This window comes from Pseudomonas cannabina (genome assembly GCF_900100365.1).
Taxonomy (GTDB): domain Bacteria; phylum Pseudomonadota; class Gammaproteobacteria; order Pseudomonadales; family Pseudomonadaceae; genus Aquipseudomonas; species Aquipseudomonas cannabina.
Genome location: NZ_FNKU01000001.1, coordinates 1,641,035 through 1,664,168 on the forward strand (window position 1 = coordinate 1,641,035; position 23,134 = coordinate 1,664,168).

Sequence of the window (23,134 nt, forward strand, 5' to 3'; positions counted from 1 at the left end):
GTTACCGAGGATTGCTTTCAAGGCCGTGCTAAAGTCATGCGCTTGAATATCGCCGTCTAGGGTCTGTTCCCGTTTCATCGGCCGCGATGAAACCGGAACAGGCCCTGGAATGAATCAGAAGTGCAGGAGCCGCTCGCCTGCACGCGTACCGGAAAAGGCGTTGTTGCACATGCCGGAAGACCCCCACACCGACCTGCCGAAACCCGTCGTCAGCCCGTTTGCGCTGCCGGACGTCAACAAGCCGCTGCGGCTCTACCTCGACCGTCTTGCCCCTTCAAGCCGACTGACCATGACCTACGTGCTTCAGGATGCTGCCGACCGGTTGGGCATGGCCGATGTCGATATCCATGACATCCCTTGGCACACCTTGCAGCCGGGCCACGTGACGGCACTGGTCGCGACGCTGCGCCAGGATGATTACGCGCCCAACACCACTTCGTTGTACGTAAACGCTATTCGCGGCGTGATGAACGAAGCCTGGCGGCATGACCTGATCACCCATGACCAGTTGTTGAAAATCCGCTCGATCGAACCGGTCAGCGGCACACGGCTGGCCAAGGGACGCAATATCCGCCGCACTCTGATTCGTGAGCTCATGGAGACCTGTGCAGCTGACCCGCGCCCTCAAGGACGGCGCGACGCTGCGATCATCGCCATTCTGTATGGATCCGGCATGCGCAAGTCCGAGTCGGTGAACCTCGACCTGGCGCAGATCGATTTTGCCGAGCGCAGCCTGCGGGTGCTGGGCAAAGGCAACAAACAGTTGATCAAATACGCCCCGGAATGGGCGTTCAGGGCACTGAACGACTGGCTGGAGCTGCGCCGTTCGTGCCTGCAGCCGGGGCAGGGCGACGACCCGTTCCTGTTCAACCGGATCCGGCGCGGCAGCCACATCACCCGCGAACGCATCACCAAGCACGCCATTTACTTCATCGCCAAGCAGCGCGGGCGGGAAGTCGGGGTCAACATCATGCCCCACGACTTTCGTCGCTCGTTCATCACCCGCGTGATCGAAGAATACGATCTGTCGATTGCCCAGAAACTGGCGCACCACACGCATATTTCAACCACTGCCAGCTACGACATGCGCAGCGAGAATGAACGCAGAAATGTAGTGGACGGCTTTGAGCTGTAAGCCCAAAAAAAAGCCACCTCACGCAACGTGAGATGGCTTAAAGATCTAACCAAAGGAGTGATGAAGCAGAGCAGTGATTCACAGGCCTTGCGACGCGGATTCGCAGGGCCGGGAGACGTGTTCGTTTCATCGCCGCCAACGGTAACACCGTCGCCCTCGATTCGATTATTAGCGTTATCGATACCAGCCATTAGCGAAAAAAATGGCAAACCTGACGCTGTCGACGACCATCCGAAAATTCGATACCTCACCTCTGACCTATCCGCCGATCGGATAGCCAGCATCCCATAACGATTTCATGCTTTGCCGACCTGGAAATGTACGGAAAAGAGCATGGAAAAGTTCGAGATACACCGTAAAACCGCGTTCGATGCGCTGGTGCCCGAGTACGGGCTCGAGGGCAGCCGTCTATTGCCGTGGGACGGCTATCCAATGCCGTTCGCGGGCGGCTGGTGCGTGGTTCGTCCCGGCACCCGCAGCGAAGCGCATACGCAGATCGATCAAGAAATCTTCATTGCCATCAAAGGTAGCGCCCGGCTTGTGGTGGGTGACAGGCAGATGGATCTCAACGTCGGCGATATCGCTGCGATTCCAAAGCACACCAATCATTACATGATCAACGATTCTGCCGAAGACTTCCACTTTTACGTGGTGTGGTGGGATATGAACTACGTCAACGCCTTCGTCGCGCAGCACAGCGAGACCACGGGGTGCCTCGATGACTAAGTTCATTGTCACGATCACGCCGCCGACGCCCAACGGCGATCTGCACATTGGCCATATCGCCGGTCCGTTTCTGGCCGCCGACGTGTTCACCCGCGTGCAACGCCAGCGCGGTCACGAGTGTGTGCTGGTGTCCTACTCGGATGACTACCAATCCTACATGCTGCGCAAGGGCCGGGAACTGGACCTCGACCCGATGGCGCTGGCCCGTTGCAACTCGGACCGCATCGAAGCGTCGCTCGCAGCGATCAATATTCAGCCTGACAACTGGATGCGCCCCTACAACAATCCCTGGTTCGCCGAGGCGGCCGGCGAGGTGTTCAACACACTGCGCGAAGCAGGCTCGATCGAGTTTCGCGACGCCAGCGAGCCTTATTGCCCTGACTGCGAGGTCTGGGGCTACGAGGCGTTCGCTCGGGGTCGCTGCAATTACTGCGGCGCCGAGTCCGACGCCAGCCAATGCGAAAACTGCGCCCAGGCACCGGATGCCGAACTGATGACCGGGCTGCACTGCAAGCTGTGCAAGCAGCCTTCGCAGTGGAAAATCGCCCATCGCGCCTTTCTCAAACTGGCGACGTTCAAGCCGCTGCTGGGCGAACGGCTGCTGGGGCATCAGTGGCGCAAACCACTGAACGCCTGGCTGCGCGACACGCTTGAGCATGTACATGACTGGGGCGTGACGCGTCCGGGTGACGGCGGGCTGGATCTGCAAGCGGACGGCTCATGCCGCGTGCACACCTGGTTCATGGGACTGGCCGGGTACATGGCGGCCTTTCGTGAATACGCCGACAAGGTCGGGCGTCCTGAACTGTTTCGCCAGTACTGGCAGTCGGGGCAGGGCACGCTGGTGCATTTTCTCGGTTTTGATTGTGTGTTCAGTCACGCCGTGGTCTACCCGGCGCAATTGTCGGCGCTGCGTGGCATCAAGGTGCAGCAGCGCTTCATGCCGAACCGGTTTCTCAAACTCGATGGCCTGAACCTGTCCACCAGCCGTAATCACGCGATCTGGGTCGGTGATCTGGCACGCGAGGCCTGCGCCGACAGTGCGCGTTTATACCTGGCCAGCATTGCGCCTGAGGAAGACGAGGGCGATTTCCGCCTGCAACACTTTCAACACTGGCGCAAAAGCCTGTTCGAGGAGTTTTTCCCCGCCTTGCTGAAGGCTGGGGAAAACCACGATCACAGCTGGTGGAGCGGCATCTGCGGGGTGGATGCCGGGTTGCTTGAAGCGTTGCGCCTGCAATGGAACCGGGCTGCCGACCCCGCGCAGTTCTCCATGAAGCGCATGGCCCAAGTGCTGCTGGATGTGATTGCCATTACTCGCACGCGGCTCGCCGAAGACCGTCCGGTCAGTCATCTGACAGCGTTCATTGCGCTGGCGGGCAAAGCGCTGATCCCGGACATGTCAGCGCGCCTGGTCAGCGCATTCGAGCTGCCCGAAGCCCGGGTGAACGCCACGCTCATGAACGGCTCGGCCGCTGAATACTCCATCTGAACGGACCCACCACTATGTTGCTCGACTATGAGATTGCGGTGATTGGCGCCGGGATAACCGGTGCCAGTATCGCGGCAAAACTGTGCAGCGCGGGTGTGTCGGTAGTGCTTATCGACAAAGGAGCTGCCGCAAGTCTGGGTGCCAGCAGCTATTCCGGCGGGCTGGTGCGGCTGTACGACACCGACCCGTTGCTGATGGAACTGGCGGCCTTGTCCATCGACCAGATGAACGAGGGCGTGTTTGCCAGCACCTACGCCAGTGCGTTACAGCGTACCGGAATGATTTACCGCGCGGCTGCCGATCAGCGGGACGCGCTGTGCAACGCTATCGAGCAGCATGCCAGCGCGCGTTACCCGATGCGCCTGCTGGCCCGGCACGAGCTGGGCGGCGGCGGTTACCCGCGGTGCCCGGACGAAGAAAGAGTCAACCTGTTTGAGCCGAACGCGTGCGTCGGCAATGTGCGCCTGGCGGTCTCGGCGCTGTGCCAGGTGGTGCGTCAGCAAGGTGTAGTGCTGGAACACCGCGACATCAAGGCAATCGAGTGTCGAACTCCTGACCGGGTAGACATCGAGCTGGGTGACGCGACCTTGCGTTGCCGGGCGGTCGTGGTTGCAGCGGGCGCCTGGACCCGGCATTTGCTGCCGCAAGCGCGGCTTGACGTGCGTTCAATCCCCTTGGCGCGGGTACTGACTGACAACGATTGGTCGATGCCGATCATTGACTCGGTCGCCCAGAGCTATGCCATTCCACTGACCCGCAACCTCGTGCAGACCGGATGCGGGCCGCGGCACAATGCGCTGTGGCCGGAGCAACTGGCGCAGCCCGATGCGCGGCATGCCGAAGATGCTTGCCGGCGCATCGAGCAGTTGTGCGGCTCTGCAACCAACGCCCGCGTATTGGATGTGTTGCCGGGGTTCGACAGCTACAGCGCCGATGGCCGTCCGATGCTGGGGTTTTGTGCCGAGCAAAGCCCGGTCTATCTGGCTGCCGGCATGTCGGGGCTGGGTTTCAAGCTGGCGCCCGGCATTGCCCGGATTGCTTGCGATCAGTTGCTTGGCCGCTTGCTTGGCGGCGATCACCCGTGTTCCGACTGGTCGGCGCTGTCACCGCAGCGGTTCATGCCTGATATCAACTCGTCGAGCGTGCAGCCATGATGCGGCCGCTGGTGCCTGTGGCGAACGGGCTACGGGTCGGCGTCAGCGCGCTGTTCGACCCTGACGATACGCCGCATGCGCGAACCTTCATGCGCGCGCTGGCCGTGGCGCGCAACTTCACTGTGGAGCTGGCGCAGGTGCAGTGGCACTTTCTCGACGATGGCGCCAACGCTGCTCGCGGCGCCGACGTAGCGCAGCACATGATCGACTGGCAGGCCGATCTGGTGATCGGTCACTTTTCATCCGACGCCGCCGTCAGTGCCGCGCCGCGCTATGAAAAGGCCGGTATTGCGCTGCTGACCCCGGCGGCAACCCTCGACCGGCTGACGCTGGCGCATCGCAACGTCTTTCGTTTCTGCCCTTCAGACCGCCAATTGGCGGGCGATCTGGTGAATTGGCTGGCGGTTCGACAGTGGGCGACTGTGCATGTGGATGCGGACGGCAGCGCACACGGTCAGGCGCTGGCGGCGGCGATTGGCACAGCGCTCGCTGGCGCCGGCCTGCACCGGGTCAACGACCGGGACAGCGCTGATGTGGAGGTATTCGCCGGGCGTCTAAAGACCAGCCACGCGCATTGGCAGGCCCGACGCCAGGCAGGCAGTGTTCGGCCGCTGGTGCTGACCGACGACGCCGCGTCGCCGCATCTGGGCACTGCCCCGGCACACGACCGCAACACGTTCGTCATCGGTTTCGCCACGCCAGACCGTCACCACTGCCCGGCAAGCGTGTTGCACCGAACGTTGTTTGCGGCCGAGCCGCACACCTATTTCCGCGAAAGCCTGCTGATGCTCCAGGTGCTGGCTGTTCTGGCCTGCAACACCGCGCGCGGTCAGGCCCTGCTGGACACGCTGCATCACACCACGTTCAGCACCCGGCTCGGCATCGTCAGTTTTGATCAGGGCGAATGCCGAACCGCTGCGACCCGCGTCTGGACGCTCGGCCCCGCAGGGCTGAGCGCCGCCGCTGACTGAGCACTCACCGTTTCAAAACCATTCTAAGGACAGGAACCTCATGGGTAACTCGACGCCACATTCTTTTCATTCCGATGCCCTGTGTATCGGCTTTGGTCCCGCCGGGATCGCACTGGCCTGCGCCTTCGAAGACGCGCGCGAAGCGAACGACCCGCTTGGCAGGCTCTCCCTGCGTTATCTGGAAGCTGCCGCCGACACGCACTGGCACCGCGAGCTGCTGCTGACCGGGACGGACATCAATCACCATGTGTTTCGTGATCTGGTGACGCCGCGCAACCCGCGCAGCCGCTTTTCCTTCGCCATGTACCTCAAGGACAAGGGCCGAATGTTCGATTTCGGCCTGCTGGGTCGCCCGGCCAGTCGCCACGAGTGGTCGGATTACCTGGCCTGGGTGTCCAGCCAGGTAGACCGCCACACGCGGTTCAATGCGCCGGTCACCGAGATCGATCCGGTGGTCCGCAACGGCCGGTTACACGAATTGCGGGTTCGCACGCCAGATGCCAGCTTCACCACGCGCAATCTGGTGCTGTCCAGCGGCAGCGCAGCGCATATCCCTGAGCCGTTTCGGGCGTTGCTCGGCCCGAGGCTGTTTCACACGTCGCACTTTCTGACCCGCCTGAAAGCACTGGGTGAGCCACTGCCCAAACGCTGGCTGGTGCTGGGTTCAGGGCAAAGCGCCAGTGAGTCGGTGCTGGAACTGATCAGCCGTCGTTGCGACATCGAAGTGCATTCGGTGCACCGCTCGGCCGGTTTCAAGCTCACGCAACTGGGCCAGTTCCCCAACCGGGTGTTCGCGCCGGACCATGTCGATTACTTCCACAGCCTTGAACCCTTGGCGCGTCAGCGTTTTCTCGACCGGAGCCGCTCGACCAATTACGCCGGTATCGATCCGGACGAAAGCCAGAAGCTGTTTTCGCTGATCTACGAAGATGCCATCGCCGGGCGCAAACGCTTGCAGACCTACGCCTACAGCGAGATCACCGGTATTGAACACACCGGCGACGGCTATATGGTCACGTTGACCGACACCTTCAGCCAGCGCACTCAGGTGCTGGAAGTCGATGTGCTTGTGCTGGGCACCGGCTATCAGCAGTACCTGGTGCCGCCGCTGTTGAGCGGGTTACAGCCGTGGCTGAAGACCGCCACGGACGGCGGCTTGCTGATCGACCGCGACTACCGCGTTGCTACCGAAGGCGAGTGCGACGTGACTGTCTGGGTCAACGGCCTTTCCGAACGCAGTCACGGGATCAGCGACAGCCAGTCGTTCTCGCTGATGGCGCTGCGTGCCGAGCGCATCGTCAATGCCCTCGGGCAAGCCATCGAACCGGTAGCCGATACCCCCATGCTGGCACAGTGGAAGTGACCCTTATGCACAACGCTTCTGAATACCAGAGCCTCTGCGAGATCGTTCACGATCAGGCTTTTCTGAAAGTCACCGGCCTGGGGCACGACTTTTTCCTGAAAATGGAGTCGCTCAACCCGGCGGGCTCGATCAAGCTCAAGACAGCTGTCGGCCTGATCAATGACGTGCAGGCGCGCGGTCTGCTTGGTCCCGAGACGATTCTGGTCGAGTCGTCGTCAGGCAATCTCGGCGTGGCACTGGCGATGATCTGCGCCGAGCGCGGGATTCCGTTTACCTGCGTAGTCGATCCCAACAGCTCCAGCCACAACATCCGCATGATGCGCAGTTACGGCGCCGAGGTCATTCAGGTGGAAACCCCGGACGCCAATGGCGGTTTTCTCGGCACGCGCATCGCACTGATTCGTCACAAGGTGGCCAGTGATCGGCGTTACGTGTGGCTCAATCAGTATGAAAACCCTGCCAACCCGCGTGCCCACGCACGGACCACGGCGAGTTCGATCAGCCGGCATTTCGGTCATGTGGACTATCTGTTTGTCGGGGCGGGGACTACCGGGACGTTGATGGGCTGCATTCAGCATTTTCAGCGTCATCATCCGGCCACAAAAATCATTGCCGTGGACAGCGTAGGGTCGGTGACCTTCGACACCCCGGCCGGCCGCCGCTTCATACCGGGGCTGGGCACCAGTCAGCGTCCACCGATCTTCGATTCCGGCGGTATTCATGCGCTGGAAATGGTCCCGGAAGCGCGCACCGTCGCCATGTGCCGGATTCTGGCACGCAGCAAAGGCCTGCTGGTTGGCGGCTCGACCGCGACAGTGATTGCAGCGGTGCACGCATGGCGCGAGCGCATCGAACCCGGCTCGGTGGTCGTGGCATTGTCGCCGGACTGGGGCGAGCGTTATCTGGACACGCTGTATGACGATCACTGGGTCGAACAGCGTTTCGGCCGCGACGTGCTGAACATGTCCCTGGCAGACCTCTCTGACTCAGCCGCAATCCCTTGTGGGAGCGAGCCTGCGCAGGATTTTTCCTCGTGGACCGTCTGGCTAGCTGCCGAACGTCTGCAGAACGCGCCGTTTCATGTGGTTGACGGGGAGGTGGCAGCGCGTTTGCTGGCGGCTGATCCTCTGGCCTGTATCAATGACGTGCAGACGGCCTATCTGGAGCACGACGCCGGTCGCACGATCAATCCCGACAGCTATTTCCTGCGCTTTCCAGAGGCTCCGGCCAATCGCATCATTGCGCTGCCGGCCAGCCTGACGGGGGAGCAGCCGGTCAGTGGTATCAAGTGGATCTCCAGTTTTCCGGGCAATGTCGACAGGGGGCTGCAACGCGCCTCTGCGGTGCTGATCCTCAATGATCCGGCCACCGGCTACGCCGTCGCCTGCCTGGAAGCCTCGCGAATCAGTGCCATGCGCACCGCTGCGTCCGCCGTGCTGGGTGCGCGCTGGATGAATCGCCACCAGCGGCACGTCGGGCGCATGGCGTTTGTGGGCGCCGGTTTCATTGCGCGAACCATTCTCGACATGTTCGTCAGCGATGGCTGGACGATGGGCACCGTCAACGTCTTCGATCAGCACGAGGACTCGATGCGCGCCCTTGTCGAGCATGCGGCCAGAAGCCATCACTTGAACTGTGAAGCGGCGGATTTGCCGGGCTGCCTGCAAGCCGACGTGGTGGTGTTCGCCACCACTGCGCCCAGCCCGTATGTGCTGGAACCGCTCTTTCGGCCGGGGCAAGTGCTGCTGAATATTTCCCTGCGCGATCTGGGGCCGGAGGTTATTGCCCAGGCCAACAACATCCTGGATGACGTCGAGCACTGCCTCAAGGCGCAGACGTCTCCCGACCTCGCGGTTGAGCATTATCAGGACCGCTCGTTCATCACCGGCACGCTGGCACAACTGATTAACGGGCAGATCGAGTTGGCCCCGGATCGGCCTGCCATCTTCTCGCCATTCGGCCTCGGCGTGCTGGACCTTGCGCTGGGCCAGCGGCTGTATCGCCAGGCACTGGCGGAAGGCAGTGCATTGCCGGTGCCGCGATTTTTCTTCGAATCGAGTCGCTGGTGATGGCCGTGCCTACCATTGCGATCATCGGCATGGGCTCGCGAGGCCTGAGCATTCTGGAGCAGTTGATCTGCATGAGCCGCCACGCCACTCAGCAACCGCTGCATATCGAAGTCTTTGACCCGCAGCCGCCGGGCAGCGGGTTGCACCACGCGCAGCAGGCGGATTACCTGATGCTCAATACCATGGCGGGGCAACTGTCAGCGTTTTCTTCGGCATTTCCGGCCTGCGAGCCAGCAGGCTGGACGTTTCTGCAGTGGTGCGGCGCCCATGGCGTACGCCTTGACGAGCGTGGCCATGTTTGCGCTGAGGGGCAGGGCAGGCCTGTCGGTTTTGGGGATTTCGTGCCGCGTCGCTTACTCGGGCGCTACTTGCAGGACAGCTACCGCTTTGTGCTGCAACAGTGCCCGGCACACGTGCGGGTGCGTCACTACGCCGAGCGGGTCGACGCTTGCCGCGCGTTGCCCGACGCGAGCGGTTTCCGGCTGCGCGGCCAGCAGCGCCAGATGCAGGTTGACGCCGTGTTCCTGACCAGCGGGCACGCTGCAGACAGCGCTGAACAGCAGCCCTCTGGCGAAACGGTTGCTATCGAAGGACTTGGGCTAACGGCCATGGACACTCTCGCAAGCCTCACCCAGGGGCGTGGCGGGCGATACGTGCGCGATGGTGGCTTTGCAGGCTGGCGATACCTGCCATCAGGACGCGAACCCAAGGTGTTTTTGTACTCGCGTTCGGGTCTGCCGTTCCACGCGCGGCCGCAGTGGCACTCGCCAGGCGAGGCGCCGCTGCCCAGGCTGTTTCTTGGCGCAGAGGTGATCGCCGGGCTGCGCCAGCAACGGCCAGCCGGGCAGCTGGACTTTCGGCGCGACGTGCTGCCGCTGATCAAGGACGAAATGCGCGCCGTGTTCTATCAGGCCAGAGTGCGCCTGGTCGCGCCCCGGCAATTGCCGTCAGTCCAGCGTCTGCTGCGTGAAGCAACGTCGAGGCCCGCGCTGTTTGCTCTGCTGGCCGAACAGTGGGGCGAGTTCGAGCCTGATGAGTGGCTGGTGACCGAGCGCTGGTCAGGCTCGGCCGAGTCCTACGCGACCTGGTTCGTCGAGTGGATCGAGCGCGGTCTGGCGCTGAGCAGACTGGGTACTGCACGCAGCCCGATCCGTCTGGCGCTGGAAGTCTGGCGGGATTACCGCGACGTGCTGCGGTTGGTCGCCGGGCGCAATGGGCTGAGCGAGGCCTCGACCCTTGATTTTTATGGCACGTGGGCCGGGCTGTCGAACCGGCTGGTCGGCGGGCCACAAAAGGAACGGCATGAGGACCTGCTGGCGCTGATCAAGGCGGGCGTGGTGGCGGTGCTGCCGCCAATGGACGAGGCGCGACAGTTCGACTGCGTCATTCCGGCGCGGGTTGCCCATAACGGGCTGTCACGTCCTGCGCGGGGCCTGATCGGCGATTTGCTGGAGCAAGGGCTGATCCGCGCGGCACACGCCTGGCCCGCCGATGGCATCGAAACCGATCGGACGGGCCGTGCGCTGGGCCGTGACGGCTCGCCGCAACCCAGGCTCTGGGTGCTCGGCCCGGTCGTCGAAGGCTGTACGTTTTACAACCATTACATCCCCACGCCAGACCCCACCTGTCACGCGCTGATCGAAGCGCGGCGGGCCGTCGAGTCGTGCCTGGCAATGCTCGCAGAGCCTGACTCCAGATACCTCACGTGCTCATTTAAAAAAGTGCTGTAACTCACTCACCCAAAAGGAATCATTCATGTACGAACTGACGTTACTGACGGCGCTCGCCGGTGCATTCATTGTGCTGATCATCAGCCCTGGTCCGAACTTTCTGGTCATCACTCAATTGTCGTTCAGCCAGTCCCGGCAGCAGGGGGTTTGCGCCGGGCTGGGCGTGGCTTCAGGGAGCATTCTCTGGGCGTTGCTGGCGGCCACTGGCCTGGGGCTGATTTTTCAGCAGTTGCCCTGGCTGCAACCGGCCCTGCAACTGCTCGGCGGTGCTTACCTGACCTGGCTTGGCACTAAAAGCCTGCGCAGCGCGGGCAGCCAGCCCAAGCCACGGGACATCGGCGCGCTGGGCATCGGCAGCCTCGGGCGCGCCTATCGCTTCGGCCTGTTGACCAACCTGACCAATCCCAAGGCGCTGGCGTTTTACACCAGTGTCTTCACCACCGTCACCACGCCCGGCATGCCGATGTGGGTGCGCACAGCGGGGGTGTCGATCATTGCAGTACTGGCCATTTCCTGGTTCGTGCTGCTGGCCACGCTGTTTTCGATTCCTGCCGTGCAGGCTCGCTACCAGCGCATGAAAAAAGCCATCGACATTGTCACCGGGCTTTTCATGATCGCCTTCGGCCTGCGCCTGCTGATCGGGCTGCTGCCTGTCGGCTTGTTCAACTGAAGCGCTGACCTGATCGATTTTCAAAGGAATACACCTATGCACAGCAATGATTGGCACTATCCGACTTCAATCCGGGCCGGCGCAGGACGCGTCCGTGAGCTGGCCGACGCCTGTCGGGTGACGGGCATCAAACGGCCGCTACTGATCACCGACCACTTTCTCGGCGGCACTGACATGATCGCCAGTGCCGTAGAAGACTGCCGCCGCCAACTGGGCCACTGCGGGCTGTTCGACCGGGTCAAGGGCAACCCGACCGGAACCAATGTCGCCGACGGGCTGGAGGTTTATCGCACCGGTGGTTACGACGGCGTCATCGCATTCGGCGGCGGCTCGGCGCTGGATGCCGCCAAGGCCGTGGCATTAATGTCCGGCCAAAGCCGTCCACTGTGGGATTTTGAAGACATCGGCGAGAATCACCTGCGTGCCGATCCACAAGGCATCGCCCCGGTCATTGCGCTGCCGACCACTGCCGGGACGGGCTCCGAGGTGGGCCGGGCATCGGTGATCACGGATGAGCAAGCGTGCGTCAAACGCACCATCCTGCACCTGCGCATGATGCCGCGTATTGCGATTCTGGACGCCACGCTGACGGTCGATCTGCCGACGCAACTGACGGCCGCCACCGGAGCCGACGCCTTGACCCATTGCATGGAGTCCTGGTGCTCACCGGTCTGGCACCCGATGGCCGAAGCGCTGGCGGTCAAGGGCATGCAAATGATCAAGCAGTTTCTGCCGCGCGTGGTTGCCGACGGCCACGATCTGGAAGCGCGTCAGCAGATGCTGGTGGCGTCGAGCCTCGGTGCTGCGGCGTTTCAGCGGGGGCTGGGCGGCGTGCACGCGATTGCACAGAGCCTGGGCGCGCTTTATGACCAGCATCATGGCCTGGTGAATGCGATTTTGCTGCCTTACGTGCTGCACGCCAACCGCGCGTCGCTGCTGAGGCACATGGAGGAACTGGCGGTTTATCTACGCCTGCCGGAACCGGGCTTCAACGGCGTGATGGCGTGGGTGTTGGACCTGCGCGAGCAGATCGGCATTCCGCCGACACTGGCCGCTATCGGTATCGATGATCGCGATGCCGAACGGGTCGGCAGGATGGCATTTGCCGACTGCTGTTCGCACACCAACCCGATTCGTCATTCGGCGCAGGAGTACGCGCAGATCTTCCGCCGCGCGGTGCAGGGGCATTGAGGCATGGCGCACCTGGATGAAAGCGCCGTACAGCGCCTGGCGGAGGTCTGGCAGCAGTTCATCGATCAAGGCCGAATCGTTGGCGGCGTCATGCTGCTGGCTGAGCATGGAACGCTGCGTTATGCCTGCGCCAGAGGCTGGGCTGATCGGGAACGGCAACTCCCGGTCAGCCGCGACACACGCTTTCGTCTCGCCTCGCTGACCAAGCTGCTGACCTCGGTCACGGTCATGCGCCTGTGTGAGCTGGGCGTCGTAAGTCTGGACGCTGCCGTAAGCGACTGGCTGCCAGCCTTTCGCCCAAAGCTGGCAAACGGTCGGGAGCCGGTGATCAGCCTGCGGCATTTGCTGTCGCACACCTCGGGCCTGAGCTACGGTTTCGAACAACCGCCCGGCAATGCCTATCATCAGGCTGGCGTCTCGGACGGGCTGGACGGTGTCGCGTTCGATCTGCAGGAAAACCTGACCCGACTGGCACGCGTGCCACTGTTGTTCGAGCCTGGCAGCGCGTGGGGCTATTCGCTGGCCACCGATGTGCTGGGCGCGGTGATCGAACAGGCCAGCGGCCTTCGGCTGTCGGACGCCGTGGCCCGATGGGTCACTGAGCCTCTTCGGATGGGCAGGACATCGTTCAGTCACGCGTCGAGTCAGCCGCTGGCGGCTGCCTACAAAGACGGCGCTCGCGGGCCGCAACGTATCGGTGACAACGATGCAGTGATGCTCGACAGCGGACAGGCACGGCTGTCATCGGCTCGCGCGTTTGACCTGACAGCTTATGAGTCGGGCGGGGCGGGCATGTTGGGCACGGCGGATGACTATCTGCGCTTGCTGGAATGCTTGCGTCTGGGCGGCGCGCCGTTGCTGAGTCCGGCCAGTATCAGACTGCTGTTGAGCAACGCCATGGGGCAGCGCACGGTCGAGAACCGCGGGCCGGGCTGGAAATTCGGTCTGGGGCCGATGATTCTGACCGATCCGCTGGCTGCCGGGCAGCGACAGGGTGCGGGTAGCTGGTCGTGGTGCGGCGTGTATGGCAGCCATTATTGGGTGGATCCGGTTTCGGCCATCAGCCTGGTCACGGTGACCAACACCGCCGTCGCCGGGGCGTGGGGCGAGTTTGCCGAGGCGCTGGTCGACGCGCTGTACCTCAGACCCGGGCAAACTGCTTGCGGTAGCTGCTCGGACTGATCCCCACCAGGTTGCGAAAGTGGCGGCGAAAGGACTCTTCAGAACCGAAACCGGCCCGGTCGACCACCTCATTGAGGCGCAGCTTCGAGGACTCCAGCAGCTCCTTGGCGTAAGCCACCCGCTCGCCGAGCAGCCAGTCGTAAGGCGTCAGACCGGTGCTTTCCATGAAACTGCGGTGCAGGGTGCGGGTGCTGAGTGCTGCACGTGAGGCCATGTCCTTGATGGTGTGCGGGCGCTGCAGGTCGCTGCGAATCCAGTCCATCAGATTGGAAATCGGCCCGTCGCTGGCGGCAACCAGTTGCCGTGACGCGTACTGCGACTGACCACCTTCGCGATGCGGCGGGATCACCATGCGCTGCGCCACCATGTTGGCGACACGCGAGCCATGATCGTTGCGCACCAGGTGCAGCATCATGTCCAGCCCGGCAGCCGAGCCTGCAGCGGTGACAATCGTGCCTTGATCCACATACAACTCGTTAGGCTGGATGGTCAGGGCCGGATACATGCTGGCCAGCAGGTCGGTGTAACGCCAGTGGGTGGTGACTTTATGCCCGTCAAGCAGACCGGCCGCCGCCAGCACGAAGGCACCGGTGCAGATCGAGCAGATCCTCGCGCCCCGGGCGTGCGCCGCCTGAAGCTGTTCGATCAGGCGCGGTGGGACAGCAGATTCAACACCGCGCCAGCCTGGCACGATAATCGTGTCGGCATGTTCCAGCAGCACGTCGCCCGGCGTTGGCACGATGGTGATGCCGCCTGCGGCAGTGATCGGCCCATCGTCGACCGGGGAGGTCGCGAACTCGTACCAGTTGACCCCGAGCTCGGGCCGTTTGAGGGCGAATACCTCGACTGTGCAGCCAAATTCGAAGGTGCACAGCTGGTTATAGATAAGGGCGACGACGAGATGATTTTTCATGGCGCGATGTTACCGGATATTGGCATTTCAGCCAGTAGTTTGGCGCGATGCGACTGCGTAATCTGCAATCCAGGTGAAACATTAACATGCAAGCGGTCTGGCAAGCAGACCCTGGAGCCAACTCGTGCCACTCAATATCGGTATCTACGTCTACGACGACGTCGAAGTCCTCGACTTCGCTGGCCCCTACGAAGTATTCACCACTGCAACCCGCATGCACGCGCGCACCAGTCGCAGTGACCGGGCGCTGTTCAACGTCTTCACCATCGGTCGCAGCACCACGCCGGTGCGCGCGCGGGCCGGGCTGAAGGTCGACCCGGATTTTTCGATCAGCGATCACCCACCCATGGATTGCCTGATCGTGCCGGGCGGGGTGGTCAATGCCGAAATGGAAAAAGCCGACGTCATCCGCTGGATCAGTGACCAGTCAGAACCGGGTCGTGTCGTCGCTGCGGTCTGCACCGGTGCCTTCATGTTGGCCAAGACCGGCAAGCTGGCCGGCAAGCAGGTCACCACGCATTGGGAAGACATCGGCGACCTCAAGGAAATGTTCCCCTCGGTGGATGTACTCAGCACCCTGCGCTGGGTAGACGAAGGTTCATTCGTGACCTCGGCCGGTATCTCCGCCGGTATCGACATGAGCCTGCACCTGGTCGAGCGTTTGCACAGCCGTGAGCTGGCTGAGCGCACTGCGCTGCAAATGGATTTCGACTGGACCGAAAACGACTGATTCATTGCCGTGACCCGGTGTGCCTCGTTCCTTTTTTCGCGGCAGGCATCGGGTCCGATAGCCATAGCGACTCGATCCATAGCGGCCAGAAGACGCCCGTCTTGCCCTGGATGTCATTGATGACGGCGTGCGCCCGAAATCTGCATGACTGATCCCTTTCGGGAAGCTCAGTAGTTGCATTCCTCCGCCTGACCCATCACTGCCGACTGCCGATGACTTCGGCGATCTGGCGTGCCAGCCGGAAATTCCTGCATTCCGATCACTTTCCCGTCCAGAGACAGGCCGCACCCAACTTTTGCAAAACCAGAGTGCAGGACACATGAAAACCCACTTCTTCAAAGTCGTTCAAACGGTCGCACAGCACGGTTCGTTCTCCGAGGCTGCGGCCATCCTGGGGTGCAGCCAGTCAAACATCAGTTACGCGATCAAGGAGGTCGAGGATTTCTTTGAAAAGCGCCTGTTCATCCGCAGCCGCACGGGCTGCACCCTGACCCCGGAGGGCAAGGTCATTACCCAGACGCTCGGCAACATCATGGCGACGCTGGAGCAACTAAAAAAAATGGGGTCAGTGGTAGTGTAACCATTCACTACCACACGCATATTCGCGAGACCAGCCTGCCCGCAGCCCTGGATTTTCTGGCCCGCCATTATCCGGACATCCACCTGAACGTGCTGCACGGCAGCGAGCAGAATCCGTCACTCGACGCGTTGCGCAAAGACATTGCCGACATCGTGATCCTTCCGACAACCGTCCTCGGCGAGCATCATCTGCAACATCATCAGTGGTCGGATCATTACGTGCTGGTTGCTGCGCGCAGCGAACAGGCTGCACAGCGCAGTTTTGTCGAGCAGGTGCAGAGCGCCCGCTACGTGGCCTGGCGCCACTCGGGGGTCGAGCGTCTGCATCAGCAATTGGCGGCGGTGCAGGTGCGGCTGGTGCATCGTGGCGAACTCAGTTGCCTGGAGACGCTGCTGGACCTGGTTGCCAAGCGGCACTGCATTTCGATCCTGCCCAGCGCGCTGGTGAACGCTCACTCTGGCGAGTTCCAGCAGATCGCGCTGCCATTGACGGTGACGCGCCAGATCAGCATTGTGGCTCGCCCGACCTCACTGTTGTCCAACGCGGCCAACGCGGTGATTCAGGCGCTGAAGAAGCCGTCCGGCATGCTGGCTTCGCGCTATTGATCGCGCTGGCTTTCGACACTGATGCAACGTTTTCGGTCCAAAGGGCTCATACCCATAGGTAAAACATTCACAACGCTCCGCTCGCGGAGCGTTTCAGGTCGCCGATTCAAGAGGAAGACTGAACGCTATGACGATACCGGACAAGCAGTATGTGGAATGGCTGGTCGAGCAATCGATGCTGAACGCCGCCCGGCAGCGCGCCAAGACCTATTCGGGGCAGGGCAGGCTCTGGCAACGTCCGTTCGCTCTGGCCCGCCCGAGAGACGCCTCCGCTATCGCTTCGGTCTGGTTCACCGCCTACCCGGCGTCGATCGTCACCCGCGAAGGCGGCTCGGTGCTGGAAGCGCTGGGCGACGAAACCTTGTGGCATGCGCTGTCGGAAATCGGCATTCAGGGCATTCACAATGGCCCGCTCAAGCTTTCCGGCGGGCTGCAAGGGCGCACCCGCACGCCCAGTATCGACGGCAACTTCGACCGCATCAGCTTCGGCATCGACCCGGACCTGGGCACCGAGGCGCAATTGTTGAGCCTGACGCGCATCGCCGCAGCGCACAACGCGGTGATCATCGATGACATCATCCCGTCGCACACTGGCAAGGGCGCGGACTTCCGGCTCGCCGAACTGGCTTACGAGGATTATCCCGGCCTTTTTCACATGGTCGAGATTCGCGAGGAAGACTGGCAGCTGCTGCCCGACGTCCCGGCAGGCCGTGACGCCGTCAACCTGATGCCCGAGGTGGTCGATCAGTTGCGCGACAAGCATTACATCGTCGGCCAGTTGCAACGGGTGATTTTCTTCGAGCCCGGTGTCAAGGAAACCGACTGGAGCGCCACGGATGTGGTGCAGGGCGTTGATGGCAAAGCGCGGCGCTGGGTGTATCTGCACTATTTCAAGGACGGCCAGCCTTCACTGAACTGGCTGGACCCGAGTTTTGCGGCGCAGCAGATGATCATCGGCGACGCGTTGCACGCCATCGACGTCATGGGCGCACGCGTACTGCGTCTGGACGCCAACGGCTTCCTCGGCGTCGAGCGTCGCGCTGAAGGCACGGCCTGGTCGGAAAGCCATCCGTTGTCGATCACCGGCAACCAGTTGCTGGCGGGTGCAATTCGCAAAGCGGGCGGTTTCAGCTTCCAAGAATTGAACCTGACCATCGACGACATCGCCTCGATGGGCAACGGCGGCGCTGACCTGTCCTATGACTTCATTACCCGGCCGGCCTATCAGCATGCGTTGCTGACCGGCACCACGGAGTTCCTGCGCCTGATGCTGCGCCAGGTTCATGCCTATGGCATCGATCCGGCTTCGCTGATCCATGCCTTGCAGAACCATGACGAGTTGACGCTGGAGCTGGTGCATTTCTGGACGCTGCACGCCCACGACACGTTCCACTATCAGGGCCAGACCTTCCCGGGCAACATTTTGCGCGAGCACATTCGCGAAGAAATGTACGAGAAACTGTCGGGTGAACATGCGCCTTACAACCTCAAGTTCGTCACTAACGGCGTGTCCTGCACCACGGCCAGCATCATCACGGCCGCGCTGGGCATCCGCGATCTCGACACTATCACTGACGCCGATATCCAGCAGATCCAGCACATTCATTTGTTGCTGGTGATGTACAACGCCATGCAACCCGGCGTGTTTGCCTTGTCCGGCTGGGACATGGTGGGTGCTTTGACGCTACCAGCCGAGCAGGTCGAGCACCTCATGCAGGACGGCGACACCCGCTGGGTCCATCGGGGTGCCTACGACCTGGTCGATCTGGACCCGGAAGCCGAGTTCTCTGCGGGCAACATGCCGCGTCCAAGGTCGCTGTATGGCAGCCTCGTCAGCCAGCTGAAAAGGCCTGATTCGTTCGCCTCGCAGTTGAAGAAGATTCTGGCCGTGCGCCGCGCCTATGACATTGCCGCGAGCCGTCAGATTCTGATTCCGGACGTCGAGCATCCGGGCCTGCTGGTCATGGTGCATGAATTGCCGGCCGGCAAGGGGACGCAGATCACGGCACTCAACTTCAGCGCCGAGACCATCGTCGAGACCCTGCATCTGCCAGGCATTGCGCCCGGCCCGGTGGTCGACATCATCAACGAGCGTGTTGAAGGCGATTTGACCGAGCAGGGTGAGTTCACCATCACCCTCGACGCCTACGAAGGTCTGGCATTGCGCGTGGTCAGCACCCTGCCGATATAAGCGCGGCGCGCCGCCTTCCGGCTGCGCAACGCCGGGTGCCGTTCATGCCGTCTTGAACCGGTGCTTTTTCAGGCGATAGGCGAACTGGGCGCGACTCAGTCCCAACAAGCGAGAGGCCGCCGCCAGGTTGCCCTCGCTTTTTTGCAGGGCTTCATCGATCAAGCGTCGCTCGAGATCGTCGATGGAGAACGCGTTCTCCAATTCGCTCAGCGTATCCAGTAGCGGCTCGTCGACCTTCAATCGTGTAACGGCCCCTGTCGCCTGCGAAAGTGCGCCATCGTGGTTCAGCGAGTAGGAATCCACAGGCAGGGATTCGTTGCGGAAGATATGCACCAGATCGATAGCCTGGCCTTCATCGCTGGCGATCAGGCCGCGTTCGATCAGATTCTGCAATTCCCGCACGTTGCCGGCGAACTCATAGCGGACCAGAGTTTTCAGGGCGCGCATGGTCAAGCCAGCCGGGGTCCTGTCGTATTCCCGACAGAACCGTTTGAGAAATGCACTGATCAGCAGCGGAATGTCATCACGACGCTCGCGCAGCGGGGGCAGGGCGATGGGGTAGACGTTCAGCCGGTAGAACAAGTCTTCGCGAAAATCGCCGCTGGCCACGGCCTTGCGCAGGTCGACATTGGTCGCTGCCACCACGCGAACGTTGACCTTGATGCCGTGCCCGCCGCCGACGCGTTCGATCTCGCGCTCCTGCAAGGCGCGCAGCAGCTTGCTTTGCCCGGCCAGGCTCAGGGAAGTGATTTCATCGAGGAACAGCGTGCCGCCGTTTGCGCGCTCGAAGCGCCCAGGCCTTGAATGGGTCGCGCCGGTGTAGGCACCGCGCTCGACGCCGAACAGCTCCGCCTCGATCAGGTTGTCCGGAATGGCCGCGCAGTTCAGCGCAATGAAAGGCCCATTCTGCTGACGACTAAGCTGATGCAACTGGCGAGCGAACATTTCCTTGCCGACGCCCGACTCGCCGCTGATCAGCACCGTTGCCGGCGTCATCGCCACGCGCTGCAAGGCCTGAGTGGCCGCAGTGAATGCGGCGCTGGCGCCAATCAGGTTCTGGTCGGCAGGCGTGGCAGCACCTGCGTCGTCAGGAGCGCTGGCCAGCCCCCCTGTTTGCGCAGGACTGGTCGAGTTCACGACATTCAGGTAACTCAGGTCACGTTCGACATCCCCCCATTGCTCTGCGGTCTTGCCGACCACCCGGCAGTTGGCGTGGCCCATGCCACGGCACTCGATCTCCCGAAAGATCACCATCTGCCCGAACAGGCCGCTGACGAAGCCGATGGCATAGCCGATTTCGGTCCAGCAAACCGGGTCTTGCGCGATGCCATAGGCCGCTATGTGCTCGTCCGCTTCGCAGGAGTGATGCCAGAGAAATTCCCCTTCGTAAAACCCGGATTCAGCATCGAATTTGAAATGCAGTGGCTCGACCTTGGTCATGCCTTCGAGGGTGTGCAAGTGCGTTCCGGCGCGAAACGCCGAGGTGGCATCGGCCAGTGGCCAGCGCTCACGAATCAATCGTGCATCCCGCGCGCCGGACAGATAACCGGCCCGGGTAAACATTCCGCGTGCCGGCTCGCTGCCAAGACGTTCGATGATTTCGCGGCGCAGGTTGCCGAACGATGAGCTGTGGAGCAACAACATGCGCTGATCGTTAAGCCAGATGCGGCCGTCTTCGGGCGAGAAAAACAGGCAGTGGGTCAGCTCTTCGGCGGTAGGCGAACCGCTGACGTCCGGCTGTCTGCTGTCGCCTCGCGGCGAGAAGTGTTCGGTGGCAACGCTGTGATCGGGCAATTGGCAGTGCGGAGCGTTCATGGTCTGGCCTCGGACGGGCGATAGTATTCAAATGATCATGTGACGTGCAGTTCATTAAGCATGGCTTTATCAAATGAACAAGCCTGCAAGGCATTCTGCGGAGTCTTTTGGTCTTGTCAGCAGTTGGCATGCAGCGCAAAGGCCCGATCCAGAGCTGTCTAGCCTATATATGACAAAGTCGTTGCAATCCCGGCACAGGCTTTGCTCTTGATGAGGGACGGCGCGTGCTTTCCAATTGAACGGGTGCAGGCGATTAAAACCATAAAAACCGGAGTCTGAACATGTCAGCGTCTGATGCCACCCCTTTGCTGCAACGCGCCATTGAAGCCGAATGCGTCTTCAATGGCAGCTGGATTCCTTCTTCCGCACCTGGCTTGCCGGTCATCGAACCGGCCACCGGCGAGCTGCTGATGAACACTGCCATGGCCGATGCTGCCGATATTGCGGTTGCCTGCCGCGAGGCCGCACTGGCCCAGCCCGCATGGGCGGCGATGGGGCCGCGTGAGAAGGCCGAAATCTTTCTCCTCGCCGCTGATCATGCGGTCTGTGCCTACGATGAATTGTCGCTGTATGTGGCCCGCGAAACGGGCGGCAGCCTGCACAAGGGGCAGCATGAAGTGAACGAATGCATCGTGCTGCTGCGCCAGGCGGCGGGCATGCTGTCGCAGGCACAGGGTCACGGCCTGATGCTGCCCAGCGCGGCAGGCCGTCTGTCCTATGCACGCCGGGTGGCGCATGGCGTGGTCGGGGTCATCTCGCCGTTCAATTTCCCTCTGGTGTTGTCCCTGCGCTCGGTGGCCCCGGCGCTGGCCGCCGGCAATGCGGTGGTGCTCAAACCTGATCCGCAGACCCCGGTCAGCGGCGGGTTTCTGATTGCCCGGTTGTTCGAGGAAGCCGGTCTGCCCAAAGGCTTGCTGCATGTTCTGCCGGGTGCGGCGGACGCGGGCGAAGCGCTGTGTCGTGACGCCAATGTGCAAATGATCACTTTTACCGGCTCGACTGGCGCAGGCCGTAAAGTCGCCGAAGTCGCCGGGCGCAATCTGAAAAAGGTGTCGCTGGAACTGGGCGGTAAAAATCCGCTGATCATTCTCGAAGACGCCGACCTGGATCTGGCTGCCAGCAACGCAGCGTTCGGTGCCTGGCTGCATCAGGGGCAGATCTGCATGGCGACCGGTTTGATTCTGGTTCACGAATCAATCGCTGCCAGCCTGACTCGCAAGCTGGCGGACAAGGCACGCGCGCTGACGGTGGGCAATGCGGCGCGTGGCGAAGCCGCGCTGGGGCCGATGATTAACCAGCGTCAGTTGCAGCATGTTCAGCAGGTGATCAATGACAGCCTGCACGCCGGCGCTCAGTTGGAAACCGGCGGCGAATACGAAGGCCTGTTCTACCGGCCGACCGTGCTCAGCGGCGTGAAGCCGGGTATGCGCGCCTTCGACGAGGAAATATTCGGGCCGGTGGCCGTCGTCGCCAGCTTCGCCTCCGATGAAGAAGCCATCGAATTGGCCAATCGCTCTGAATACGGTCTGGCAGCCGCCGTCATCTCGCCTGATGTGGGGCGTGCCATGGCAATTGGCGACCGCCTCAGGTGCGGCATGCTGCACATCAATGACCAGACCGTGGCCGACGAATGCATCAACTCATTCGGCGGCCGTGGTGCGTCGGGCAATGGTGGCAGCGCCGGCAGCCCTTCGGACTGGGACGAGTACAGCCAGTGGCAGTGGGTGACGATCAAGCAGAAGGCTCCGACTTATCCGTTCTGAGCGCCATCGCAGCCCGTGTTTCAGAGAAGATGTTTCAAACAAGACGTGATTCAAAACAACAATAAGAGCGCGTGATTATGAACCTGAACAGCAAAACACTGATCATCACTGGCGTGTCATCCGGCATTGGCGCCGAGGTAGCGCGCCTGGCGCGCTTCCAGGGCGCCAAAGTCATTGGCATCGACCGTCACGAACCGCAGCTGACCGTGGACGGTTTCTTTCAGGCCGATCTCGGCGACCCGGACAGCATCGATGCGCTGATCGAGCGTCTGCCCAGGCAGATTGACGGGCTGTGCAACATTGCCGGCGTACCCGGCACCGCGCCGGTCAAGGCGGTGGCCGAGATCAACTACCTCGGCTTGCGGCATCTGACCCAACGCCTGCTGCCACGCATGGCGCCGGGCGGCAGCATCGTCAACGTCTCCTCGGTACTCGGTTCGCAATGGGCCGAGCGTCTCGAACTGCACAAGGCGCTGGCTGCCACTGCAAGCTACAGCGAGGGGCAGAAGTGGCTGGCGGCCAATCCTGTCGCGCAGGACAGTTGCTACCAGTATTTCAAAGAGGCGCTGATTGTCTGGAGCTTTCAGCAGGCGCAGGAGTGGTTTCGCGAACAGGACGTCAGGGTCAACTGCGTCGCACCGGGGCCGGTGTTCACGCCGATTCTGGGCGACTTTATGAGCATGGTCGGCGAAGCACGAATCGTACGCGACAGCCTGCACATAAAGCGACCGGCGCTGGCCGATGAAGTGGCGGCGGTGATCGCCTTTCTCTGCTCGGACGGGGCGCGCTGGATCAATGGTGTCAACTTGCCGGTAGACGGAGGGCTGGCCGCGTCCTACGTGTAATAACGATGT

General features: G+C 62.1%; 19 protein-coding genes. 17 read left to right on the forward strand and 2 right to left on the reverse strand.

Features of this window, described 5'->3' with window-relative positions:
- The first annotated feature begins 169 nt into the window (after nucleotides 1-169).
- The 11 genes from BLT55_RS07745 (at nucleotide 170) to BLT55_RS07795 (ending at nucleotide 13,683) form a co-directional block, all read left to right on the forward strand.
- Entirely contained in the window at nucleotides 170-1,135 is a 966-nt protein-coding gene (locus tag BLT55_RS07745) for a site-specific integrase (RefSeq protein WP_055001496.1), read from the forward strand.
- 333 nt (nucleotides 1,136-1,468) lie between these two features.
- Complete coding sequence (locus BLT55_RS07750; protein ID WP_055001450.1) at nucleotides 1,469-1,861, forward strand: cupin domain-containing protein; 393 nt, start codon at nucleotides 1,469-1,471, stop codon at nucleotides 1,859-1,861.
- Entirely contained in the window at nucleotides 1,854-3,353 is a 1,500-nt protein-coding gene (locus BLT55_RS07755; RefSeq protein ID WP_055001451.1) for a methionine--tRNA ligase, read from the forward strand. The genes BLT55_RS07750 and BLT55_RS07755 overlap by 8 nt, the downstream gene beginning before the upstream one ends.
- A 14-nt stretch (nucleotides 3,354-3,367) precedes the next feature.
- Nucleotides 3,368-4,507 carry an NAD(P)/FAD-dependent oxidoreductase gene (locus tag BLT55_RS07760; RefSeq protein ID WP_055001452.1) on the forward strand — a complete coding sequence of 380 codons (1,140 nt, stop codon included), beginning with the start codon at nucleotides 3,368-3,370 and terminating at the stop codon, nucleotides 4,505-4,507.
- Entirely contained in the window at nucleotides 4,504-5,478 is a 975-nt protein-coding gene (locus BLT55_RS07765; protein WP_082438197.1) for an ABC transporter substrate-binding protein, read from the forward strand. Before BLT55_RS07760 ends, BLT55_RS07765 begins: the two co-directional genes overlap by 4 nt.
- A gap of 40 nt (nucleotides 5,479-5,518) precedes the next feature.
- Complete coding sequence (locus BLT55_RS07770; RefSeq protein ID WP_055001453.1) at nucleotides 5,519-6,841, forward strand: lysine N(6)-hydroxylase/L-ornithine N(5)-oxygenase family protein; 1,323 nt, start codon at nucleotides 5,519-5,521, stop codon at nucleotides 6,839-6,841.
- Nucleotides 6,842-6,846: 5 nt separating this feature from the next.
- Nucleotides 6,847-8,910 (forward strand): 2,3-diaminopropionate biosynthesis protein SbnA, encoded by a 2,064-nt coding sequence (gene sbnA / locus BLT55_RS07775; protein ID WP_162234988.1) that lies wholly within the window; start codon nucleotides 6,847-6,849, stop codon nucleotides 8,908-8,910.
- Nucleotides 8,904-10,640 (forward strand): FAD/NAD(P)-binding protein, encoded by a 1,737-nt coding sequence (locus tag BLT55_RS07780; RefSeq protein WP_375233512.1) that lies wholly within the window; start codon nucleotides 8,904-8,906, stop codon nucleotides 10,638-10,640. The genes sbnA and BLT55_RS07780 overlap by 7 nt, the downstream gene beginning before the upstream one ends.
- A gap of 25 nt (nucleotides 10,641-10,665) precedes the next feature.
- Nucleotides 10,666-11,310 (forward strand): LysE family transporter, encoded by a 645-nt coding sequence (locus BLT55_RS07785; protein ID WP_055001455.1) that lies wholly within the window; start codon nucleotides 10,666-10,668, stop codon nucleotides 11,308-11,310.
- 36 nt (nucleotides 11,311-11,346) lie between these two features.
- Nucleotides 11,347-12,501 carry an iron-containing alcohol dehydrogenase gene (locus BLT55_RS07790; RefSeq protein WP_055001456.1) on the forward strand — a complete coding sequence of 385 codons (1,155 nt, stop codon included), beginning with the start codon at nucleotides 11,347-11,349 and terminating at the stop codon, nucleotides 12,499-12,501.
- 3 nt (nucleotides 12,502-12,504) lie between these two features.
- Nucleotides 12,505-13,683: a serine hydrolase domain-containing protein gene (locus BLT55_RS07795; RefSeq protein WP_055001457.1), complete on the forward strand. Its 1,179-nt coding sequence runs from the start codon at nucleotides 12,505-12,507 to the stop codon at nucleotides 13,681-13,683.
- Here BLT55_RS07795 and ftrA read toward each other — a convergent pair.
- Nucleotides 13,643-14,596, reverse strand: coding sequence for a transcriptional regulator FtrA (ftrA, locus tag BLT55_RS07800; RefSeq protein WP_055001458.1), 954 nt, complete (start codon nucleotides 14,594-14,596; stop codon nucleotides 13,643-13,645). The two genes, BLT55_RS07795 and ftrA, sit on opposite strands and share 41 nt — an antisense overlap.
- 124 nt (nucleotides 14,597-14,720) lie before the next feature.
- On the opposite strand from ftrA, the gene BLT55_RS07805 reads away from it, so the two are divergent.
- From BLT55_RS07805 to treS, 4 genes are all read left to right on the forward strand, one after another.
- Nucleotides 14,721-15,326 carry a DJ-1/PfpI family protein gene (locus BLT55_RS07805; protein ID WP_007249491.1) on the forward strand — a complete coding sequence of 202 codons (606 nt, stop codon included), beginning with the start codon at nucleotides 14,721-14,723 and terminating at the stop codon, nucleotides 15,324-15,326.
- 319 nt (nucleotides 15,327-15,645) lie between these two features.
- A complete protein-coding gene (locus tag BLT55_RS07810) occupies nucleotides 15,646-15,906 on the forward strand; it encodes a helix-turn-helix domain-containing protein (protein WP_055001459.1) in 261 nt (86 codons plus the stop codon).
- A gap of 35 nt (nucleotides 15,907-15,941) precedes the next feature.
- Nucleotides 15,942-16,511, forward strand: a complete 570-nt coding sequence (locus BLT55_RS07815; protein WP_235810191.1) for a substrate-binding domain-containing protein — start codon at nucleotides 15,942-15,944, stop codon at nucleotides 16,509-16,511.
- 127 nt (nucleotides 16,512-16,638) lie between these two features.
- The gene (gene treS, locus BLT55_RS07820) at nucleotides 16,639-18,702 is read left to right on the forward strand and encodes a maltose alpha-D-glucosyltransferase (protein ID WP_055001461.1); all 2,064 of its coding nucleotides are present in this window, start codon (nucleotides 16,639-16,641) and stop codon (nucleotides 18,700-18,702) included.
- Between the two features lie 42 nt (nucleotides 18,703-18,744).
- Here the strand turns inward: treS and BLT55_RS07825 are convergent, their stop codons facing one another.
- The gene (locus BLT55_RS07825; RefSeq protein ID WP_055001462.1) at nucleotides 18,745-20,517 is read right to left on the reverse strand and encodes a sigma-54-dependent Fis family transcriptional regulator; all 1,773 of its coding nucleotides are present in this window, start codon (nucleotides 20,515-20,517) and stop codon (nucleotides 18,745-18,747) included.
- A 281-nt stretch (nucleotides 20,518-20,798) separates the two neighbouring features.
- Here BLT55_RS07825 and BLT55_RS07830 point away from each other — a divergent pair, with 281 nt between their 5' ends.
- Both BLT55_RS07830 and BLT55_RS07835 read left to right on the forward strand, forming a co-directional pair.
- Nucleotides 20,799-22,280 (forward strand): benzaldehyde dehydrogenase, encoded by a 1,482-nt coding sequence (locus BLT55_RS07830; protein ID WP_055001463.1) that lies wholly within the window; start codon nucleotides 20,799-20,801, stop codon nucleotides 22,278-22,280.
- 77 nt (nucleotides 22,281-22,357) lie between these two features.
- Complete coding sequence (locus BLT55_RS07835) at nucleotides 22,358-23,125, forward strand: coniferyl-alcohol dehydrogenase (RefSeq protein WP_055001464.1); 768 nt, start codon at nucleotides 22,358-22,360, stop codon at nucleotides 23,123-23,125.
- The last annotated feature ends 9 nt before the right edge of the window (nucleotides 23,126-23,134 follow it).

Bases quoted from the DNA above. Each gene is read 5' to 3' on its own strand.
- sbnA (WP_162234988.1), top strand. From the start codon at position 6,847: ATGCACAACGCTTCTGAATACCAGAGCCTCTGCGAGATCGTTCACGAT.
- ftrA (WP_055001458.1), bottom strand. From the start codon at position 14,596: ATGAAAAATCATCTCGTCGTCGCCCTTATCTATAACCAGCTGTGCACC.
- BLT55_RS07755 (WP_055001451.1), top strand. From the start codon at position 1,854: ATGACTAAGTTCATTGTCACGATCACGCCGCCGACGCCCAACGGCGAT.
- BLT55_RS07825 (WP_055001462.1), bottom strand. From the start codon at position 20,517: ATGAACGCTCCGCACTGCCAATTGCCCGATCACAGCGTTGCCACCGAA.
- BLT55_RS07835 (WP_055001464.1), top strand. From the start codon at position 22,358: ATGAACCTGAACAGCAAAACACTGATCATCACTGGCGTGTCATCCGGC.
- BLT55_RS07790 (WP_055001456.1), top strand. From the start codon at position 11,347: ATGCACAGCAATGATTGGCACTATCCGACTTCAATCCGGGCCGGCGCA.
- BLT55_RS07810 (WP_055001459.1), top strand. From the start codon at position 15,646: ATGAAAACCCACTTCTTCAAAGTCGTTCAAACGGTCGCACAGCACGGT.
- BLT55_RS07760 (WP_055001452.1), top strand. From the start codon at position 3,368: ATGTTGCTCGACTATGAGATTGCGGTGATTGGCGCCGGGATAACCGGT.
- BLT55_RS07785 (WP_055001455.1), top strand. From the start codon at position 10,666: ATGTACGAACTGACGTTACTGACGGCGCTCGCCGGTGCATTCATTGTG.
- BLT55_RS07765 (WP_082438197.1), top strand. From the start codon at position 4,504: ATGATGCGGCCGCTGGTGCCTGTGGCGAACGGGCTACGGGTCGGCGTC.
- treS (WP_055001461.1), top strand. From the start codon at position 16,639: ATGACGATACCGGACAAGCAGTATGTGGAATGGCTGGTCGAGCAATCG.
- BLT55_RS07830 (WP_055001463.1), top strand. From the start codon at position 20,799: ATGTCAGCGTCTGATGCCACCCCTTTGCTGCAACGCGCCATTGAAGCC.
- BLT55_RS07750 (WP_055001450.1), top strand. From the start codon at position 1,469: ATGGAAAAGTTCGAGATACACCGTAAAACCGCGTTCGATGCGCTGGTG.
- BLT55_RS07795 (WP_055001457.1), top strand. From the start codon at position 12,505: ATGGCGCACCTGGATGAAAGCGCCGTACAGCGCCTGGCGGAGGTCTGG.
- BLT55_RS07770 (WP_055001453.1), top strand. From the start codon at position 5,519: ATGGGTAACTCGACGCCACATTCTTTTCATTCCGATGCCCTGTGTATC.
- BLT55_RS07745 (WP_055001496.1), top strand. From the start codon at position 170: ATGCCGGAAGACCCCCACACCGACCTGCCGAAACCCGTCGTCAGCCCG.